Source organism: Vibrio sp. OPT46 (genome assembly GCF_015163535.1).
In the GTDB taxonomy this organism is placed as follows: domain Bacteria; phylum Pseudomonadota; class Gammaproteobacteria; order Enterobacterales; family Vibrionaceae; genus Vibrio; species Vibrio alginolyticus.
This window is the reverse complement of sequence record NZ_JADDYG010000861.1, coordinates 63,890-65,837: the sequence shown is the minus strand read 5'-3', so window position 1 is coordinate 65,837 and position 1,948 is coordinate 63,890. Positions and strand designations below refer to the sequence as shown.

The window sequence follows — 1,948 nt, the reverse complement described above, 5'->3', positions numbered from 1 at the left end:
CGCAACAGACTTTGATGGCGATACCACAAATGCCACTATCCCAGTGACAATTGTGGACGATAAGCCAGTTATTACGGACGTGGATGCCATCACGGTTGATGAAGATGATCTAGCGTCAATCGGTTCAGACCAAAGTGATCCAATTTCTATTGATGGTAACTTCACCACCACGCAAGGTTCAGACCGAGTGGTGAGCTACCAACTCGATGGCACATCAGCACCAGTTGACGGTTTAACCTCGCAAGGTGTGGCGGTCACGCTAACAGAAACTGCAAATGGGGATGGCAGTTTTACCTACGAAGCAACAGCGGGCTCTGAAGCGGTCTTTACGCTGACAGTGAATACTGATGGCTCTTATAACTTCACACTTGAAGGACCAATTGATCACGCGATTGATAGTGATGAGTTGACGCTTAACTTCCCAATTATCGCAACCGACTTCGATGGCGACACCGTTACTGAAACCATTCCAGTCACAATTGTTGATGATGTACCGACCATCACAGCGGTGGATGCGTTAAGTGTCGATGAAGATGACCTTAGCGGTGTGGGTTCCGACCCTGGCGGCGATCTGTTCGTTGAAGGTGCGTTTACCACCACTCAAGGCTCTGACCGAGTGGTGAGCTATCAACTGGATTCAACTGCTGATCCTGTTGCGGGGCTGACCTCTCAAGGTGAGGCGATTATCTTGGTGGAAACCGCCAACGGTGATGGCAGCTTTACTTATGTGGCGACCGCAGACGGCAATCCGGTATTCACGTTAAACGTAGCAACAGATGGCACTTACGATTTTACGCTGCAAGGCCCGATTGATCATGCAGCTAACAGTGACAGCCTGACGATTGATTTCCCAATTATTGCCACCGATTTTGATGGTGATACGACTTCGGCAACCATTCCAGTCACGATTACGGATGATGCACCAATCATTGATAATGTCGTGCCTCTGGCTGTAGACGAAGATGATTTATCAGGCATTGGCTCAGACCAAACTGACGCTGTGTTTGTTGAAGGCGCGTTTACGACTACTCAAGGTTCAGACCGTGTGGTGAGCTACCAACTTGATTCAACGGCTGATTCTGTTTCGGGGCTAACCTCCCAAGGCGAGCCTGTTACTTTGGTAGAGACTGCGAATGCTGATGGCAGCTTTACTTACGTAGCTACCGCGGATGGCAATCCGGTCTTCACCATGAAGGTGAATGCAGACGGCACATATAACTTCCGTCTAGAAGGTCCGGTTGATCATGCGTTAAACAGCGATGAATTAGTTCTGAACTTCCCAATCATTGCAACAGACTTTGATGGCGATACGACGACCGCGACCATTCCAGTCACGATTACTGATGACGTTCCAACCATCGATAACGTTGTTCCACTGACAGTGGATGAAGATGATCTCGCTTCAATTGGCTCAGACCAAAACGATAATGCGTTCATGTCGGGTTCTTTCAGCACAACTGAAGGCTCGGACAGCGTTGTTAAATACCAGCTTGATGCAACAGCAGATCCAGTAGCAGGGTTAACCTCTCATGGTGAGCCTGTCGTACTTGCTGAGACAACAAATGGTGATGGCAGCTTTACTTACACTGCCACAGCAGATGGCAATGCCGTATTTGAATTGGTGGTGAAGCCAGATGGCAGCTACACCTTTACTCTGCAGGGCCCACTAGACCATGCGGTGAATAGCGACAGTCTGCAAATCGACTTCCCGATTATCGCAACAGACTTTGATGGCGACACCTCATCGAAGACGTTACCTGTCACCATCGTTGATGATAAACCAACCATCACTGACGTAGACGCAATCCGCGTGGATGAAGATGACTTAGCGACGATTGGCTCCGACGGCTCAGATCCAATTTCGATCGATGGCAACTTCACTACAACGCAAGGCTCTGATGGGGTAGTAAGCTACCAATTGGATGCTGCTGCAACGCCAGTTGATGGT

Annotated in this window: 1 pseudogene; it reads left to right on the top strand. The window is 49.1% G+C overall.

The features are described from left to right. Positions 1-1,948: pseudogene (locus IQR33_RS34920) on the top strand (hypothetical protein); the annotation flags it as partial.